Source organism: Candidatus Andeanibacterium sp., from assembly GCF_057143545.1.
This window is the reverse complement of record NZ_DBNHSF010000048.1, coordinates 1-5,221: the sequence shown is the minus strand read 5'-3', so window position 1 is coordinate 5,221 and position 5,221 is coordinate 1. Positions and strand designations below refer to the sequence as shown.

5 protein-coding genes are annotated in these 5,221 nt (G+C 64.3%); 3 read left to right on the top strand and 2 right to left on the bottom strand.

All coding sequences use genetic code 11. The features are described from left to right. Window positions 1–1,409, bottom strand: a 1,409-nt coding sequence (locus tag AC16XC_RS02930) for an NAD(P)/FAD-dependent oxidoreductase (RefSeq protein WP_484033142.1), incomplete at its 3' end; no start/stop codon positions are given. Window positions 1,410–1,502: 93 nt separating this feature from the next. Here AC16XC_RS02930 and AC16XC_RS02925 point away from each other — a divergent pair. From AC16XC_RS02925 to moaB, 3 genes are read left to right on the top strand one after another with little or no spacing between them, the layout of a single operon-like run. Continuing rightward, window positions 1,503–2,258 (top strand): uracil-DNA glycosylase family protein, encoded by a 756-nt coding sequence (locus tag AC16XC_RS02925; RefSeq protein ID WP_484033141.1) that lies wholly within the window; start codon window positions 1,503–1,505, stop codon window positions 2,256–2,258. Between the two features lie 7 nt (window positions 2,259–2,265). Continuing rightward, window positions 2,266–4,035, top strand: a complete 1,770-nt coding sequence (locus AC16XC_RS02920) for a transglycosylase SLT domain-containing protein (protein ID WP_484033140.1) — start codon at window positions 2,266–2,268, stop codon at window positions 4,033–4,035. A 21-nt stretch (window positions 4,036–4,056) separates the two neighbouring features. After that, a complete protein-coding gene (moaB, locus tag AC16XC_RS02915) occupies window positions 4,057–4,596 on the top strand; it encodes a molybdenum cofactor biosynthesis protein B (RefSeq protein WP_484033139.1) in 540 nt (179 codons plus the stop codon). On the opposite strand, the gene AC16XC_RS02910 is transcribed toward moaB, so the two are convergent. Beyond that, complete coding sequence (locus tag AC16XC_RS02910) at window positions 4,593–5,102, bottom strand: YcxB family protein (protein WP_484033138.1); 510 nt, start codon at window positions 5,100–5,102, stop codon at window positions 4,593–4,595. The genes moaB and AC16XC_RS02910 overlap by 4 nt on opposite strands. Window positions 5,103–5,221: the final 119 nt, after the last annotated feature.

Here is a 5,221-nt window from a genome sequence, read left to right as displayed (position 1 = left end):
ACCAGATGGCACGGCTGGTCTTCCGCATGGTTGGTGTTCGACAGGAACACCGATGACAGCCGGTCGAAACTGATCACGCCATCGGGCTTGGGATAGGCGATCGGCTGGTAATCCTTCGCCTTCCCAGTCGCCGCGGCGTCGGTACGGTGCGCCATGGCGATCGGCAGCCCGATGCCGAGCGTGCGCATCCACATATCGATCCCGGCGAGCAAAGTGCCCCAGAAACCGCCATATTTGGCCACTGCCGGCTGCGCGTTCTTCACCAGCTGGAGTTCCCTCGCGATCCAGCTCGAGCGCAAGGCCGCTCCGTATCCGGTCAGTTCGTCATTCGCGCGGCCGGCCTCGAACGCCTCGGCAATCGCCTCGGCCGCTAGCATTCCGCTCTTCATCGCGGTGTGGCTGCCCTTGATCCGCGGGACATTCACGAACCCGGCCGAACAGCCGATCAGCGCGCCGCCGGGAAACTCAAGCTTCGGCACAGACTGCCAGCCGCCCTCGTTGATCGCCCGCGCGCCGTAAGACACGCGCTTGCCGCCCTCGATGATCGCGCGGATTTCCGGGTGCTGCTTCCAGCGCTGGAATTCCTGGTAGGGATTCACATAGGGATTGGCGTAGTCGAGCGCGGTGACGAAGCCGAGCGCGACCTGCCCGTCCGCCTGGTGATAGAGGAACCCCCCGCCCCAGCTGCCGCTTTCGGTGAGCGGCCAGCCCTGCGTATGGATCACCCTGCCGGGATGATGTTTTTCAGGAGGTATGTCCCACAACTCCTTAATTCCAAGACCATAAATCTGCGGCTGGCAGTTTTTCTCCAGCTCGAAACGGGCCTTGAGCCGCTTGGTCAGGTGGCCACGGGCACCTTCGGCAAACAGTGTATATTTGGCATGGAGTTCGATCCCCGGCTGGTAATCGGGCTTGCGGCTGCCATCCCTAGCGACGCCCATATCCTGGGTCGCGACGCCGATCACCGTGCCATTGTCATCAAACAGGACCTCGGACACAGGGAATCCGGGGAATATTTCCACTCCCAGTGCCTCGGCCTGTTCGGCCAGCCAGCGACACAGATTGCCGAGCGAGCCGGTATAATTCCCGGCATTCGACATCAGTGGCGGCATCATCGTGTGAGGCAGTGACGTCTTGCCGGTTTTCGAGAGCGACCAGTGCCAATTGTCGGTTACCGGGACCTCGGCCAGCGGGCATCCTTGGTCGCGCCAATCGGGCAAGAGTTCGTCGAGAGCCTTGGGGTCCACCACCGCGCCCGAAAGGATATGCGCCCCGACTTCCGAGCCCTTTTCGAGGATGCATACGGTGGAATCGGGCGAGATCTGCTTGAGCCGGATTGCCGCGGCGAGGCCGGCGGGCCCGGCACCAACCACCACGACGTCATAGGGCATCGATTCCCGTTCGCTCATCGGCTCCTCTTATCCTCGCGAAATTCGCTGTGCCTATCGCTCCGCCCAGACTTGATTGCTGCGCGCATCAAGGTCAAGTTTCATCGGAAACCCATGGATAACAACCCCGCCCCCTCGCTCGCCGACGAGCTGGCGTCGCTGCAGGACTGGTGGCGCGAGGCGGGCGTCGACTACGGCTTTGCCGACGAAGCGGTGGCCTGGCTGCAGGAACCCAAGCCCAAGATTGAAGAAAAGCCCGCGCTTGCCCTGGACCTCGCCGCCCGGAAGCGCCCCGAGGCGGCGCCGGCCCAGCCGATCGGCGGGGAAGCGGGCAGCTGGCCCGCCAATCTCGCCGAATTCCGCGAATGGTGGCTGGGTGAACCGAGCCTCGACCCCGGCGGGACTGCCGCCCGTGTGCCCCCACGCGGGAAAGCAGGCGCGACGCTGATGGTGTTTACCGCCTTTCCCGAAGCCGAGGATCGCGAGCATTTGCTCTCGGGACCCCAGGGCCGGCTGCTTGCGAGCTTCCTCAAGGCCGCCGGGCTGGACGAAGCCGAGGCCTATTTCGCCTCTGTCCTGCCGCGCCATACGCCGCACCCCGACTGGCAGGAACTGCAAGCCAGGGGGCTCGGGCAGATCGCGCTGCATCACGCGTCGCTCGTCCGGCCGAAGCGAATCCTTCTGTTCGGCAACGACATTCTGGCTTTGTTCTGCAACAATCCAGCGCAAACCGCTCCCTTTTTACTCGATCTTAACCATCAGGGCGGCAGCGTTGCGGCACTTCCGGCGAGAAGCCTCGAGCATATGCTGAACATTCCTTCGGCACGGTCGAGGTTCTGGCGGGACTGGCTTGACTGGACAAACGGCTGACCTGACCATGCGTTGCATTTCGCGCCAAGCAACAGCTTCCTTCTTCGGAGCGCTGGCTCTCGTCACGGCCAGCCCGGCCGCTGCCGACAGCGCCGAATATTTCCGCGAGCACGCGCTCAAGAGCGAGGTGCCCACGCTCCTCGGCCAGGACGACAAGGCCTATTATCGTCAATTTTTCGCCGCGATCCGCCGCGAGGAATGGAACAAGGTTCAGGACCTGCTCAAGCAGCGCAGCGACGGGCCGCTGCATTCGGTTGCGATCGCGGAATACTATCTCGCCGCCAATTCCCCGCGGGTCGAGGCGGCGCAGATCGAGGCCTGGCTGCTGGGCGGGCTGAACCTCCCCCAGGCCGAGCAATTGATCACGCTAGGGCTGAAGCGCGGGCTAGCGGTCAACCCGACCCTGCCCTACCAGAACCAGTTCTACAGTCAGCCTTCTTCGAGCAAGCGGGTGAGGCCTGCGACGGTCGTCGACGGCACGCTGCCGCAGTCCATTCGCGACGCCATTATCGAACGGATCACCAATGACGACCCCGACGGCGCAAGGCAGCTGCTCGACGGAATCGATGCCTCGCTCAGCCCCCAGGCGCGCGCCGAATGGCGCCAGCGGGTCGCATGGAGCTATTACATCGAGAACCAGGACCAGGCCGCGCTGGCCCTGGCGCAGACCGTCGCCGAAGGATCGGGGCCATGGGTCGCCGAAGGCGAATGGGTCAAGGGCCTCGCCGCCTGGCGGCTTGGCGATTGCCTGACCTCGCTCAATGGTTTCGAGCGAACCGCCGGTTTCAGCGCGAACAGCGAACTCACGGCGGCGGCGCTCTATTGGGCGAGCCGCGCCGCGGTCCGCTGCCGGATGCCCGACAAGGCGGACGATTATCTGCGCAACGCAGCACGGCTCGACGAGACGCTTTACGGCATGCTGGCGGCCGAGCAGCTTGGGATGGCGCTGCCCGAGCGCTTTACAAGCTCCGATTTCGGCGAGGAAGACTGGCGCAGATTGCGCGATGAGGAAAATGTCCGGATCGCCGTGCAACTGGCTGAGATCGGCGAGGATGACCTTTCGAGCGAAGTGCTGCTCTACCAGGCGCGGATCGGCGACCCCGGCGATTACGACGCGCTTTCGCGGCTGGCGCGCGAGCTGGGACTGCCCGCGACCCAGCTCTATATGGCCCATAACGCACCGCGCGGGGGGCGCTCGGACCCAGCTTCGCGCTATCCCGCCCCGCGCTGGACGCCTTCGACCGGCTGGCGGATCGATCCGGCGCTCGCCTATGCGCATACGCTCCAGGAATCGAACTTCCGCACCTCCGTGACCAGCCCGGCCGACGCCAAGGGGCTGATGCAGATCACGCCGATCACCGTGCGCGAGCATGCCCCGCGCCTCAACATGAACGCCTCCTATGTCGATCTCACCGATCCGCGGGTGAACCTCGCTTTCGGGCAGGAAAACCTCGAAATGTTGCGCGATACACCGGCAACCGAAGGCAAGCTGCCCAAGATCATGGCCGCCTACAATGCCGGGCTCACCCCGGTTACCCGCTGGAACTACGAGATCCGCGATCTCGACGATCCCTTGCTCTACATGGAATCGATTCCCTATTGGGAAACCCGCGGCTATGTGGCGATCGTGCTCAAGAACTACTGGATGTATGAGCGCCAGGCGCATAGCGCGTCGGCCAGCCGCAAGGCGCTGGCGTCGGGCCAATGGCCACGGTTCCCGGGTGACGAGGCACCGACCAACGGACGGGTGTTCCTGAGGGCGGCAAACGCCAAATAGCGCGCATTCAAGGGGGCGATCATGGCAGTCGATACTTCGCGGACCTTCAAGCCGATCAATATCGCGCTGCTGACTGTCTCGGACACGCGCACCGCCGCGGATGACACGTCGGGCGATCTCCTCGCCGAGCGGATCGTTGCGGCGGGCCACAAGCTCGCAGCCCGTGCGATCGAGAAGGACGACGCCGGGCTGATCCATGCACGGCTGATGAACTGGGTCGACGATCCGCAGGTCGATGCCGTGATCACCACCGGGGGCACCGGGCTGACCGGGCGCGATGTCACCCCCGAAGCGCTCGAGCGAGTGAAGGACTCGGCCGATGGCAGGGATATTCCCGGTTTCGGCGAGATTTTCCGGATGATCAGCTTCAAGACGATCGGCACCTCGACCGTGCAGAGTCGCGCCTGCGCGGTGGTCGCCCGCGGAACCTATATCTTCGCGCTGCCGGGCTCGAACGGGGCGGTGAAGGACGGGTGGGACCAGATCCTCGCCGAACAGCTCGACAGCCGCAACCGGCCCTGCAATTTCGTCGAACTGATGCCGCGCCTCAGGGAAGCCTAATACTTCCTGACCCCGGCGGATTCGAGATGGCTTCGGATCCCGTCCAATTGGCCTTGCGACAGAGCGGATTTGGGGACCATGTTGTAGAGAATGCGGCTCTGAAACAGCAGCACCAGCCGCTCGTCCTCGGCCCAGCGGTAATAATCGCTCCAATCGAGCCGGGACTCGCCCTTGGGCCCGACCAGCTGGATCCCGCCTGCGTCCCAGCTGAAATTGGTCGCACCCTTGAACGCGGCCAGTTCGCTGAAATGCCGCCGGGCCAGCCACGGCAGGTAGAGGTGATCGAGCAGGAGAAGCGCAGTGGCAGCCACGATCGTGGCAACAGCAAGGACCCAAAGGAGCGATTCCCGATTGCCCCCGGCGAGCAAGACTCCGACAAATCCGAGCACGAAGCCCGCCGGCACCAGCCACTTGTTGTAGAACGGGCGCCGGCAGGTGACCGCCAGGCGCGTCGCGGCAACCACATCGGCTTCCTGGAGCGTAAAACTGACCGAATTCTGCTCCATACAGGCCCTCAGACGCGGCCGGTAAGCTCGGCGATCACGGCCGAAACCTGCCGCTCGCGGTGGGACCAGTCGCCCGAAATCCGCGTATAAGGCACGCCCGCACCGATCAGGATTCCTTC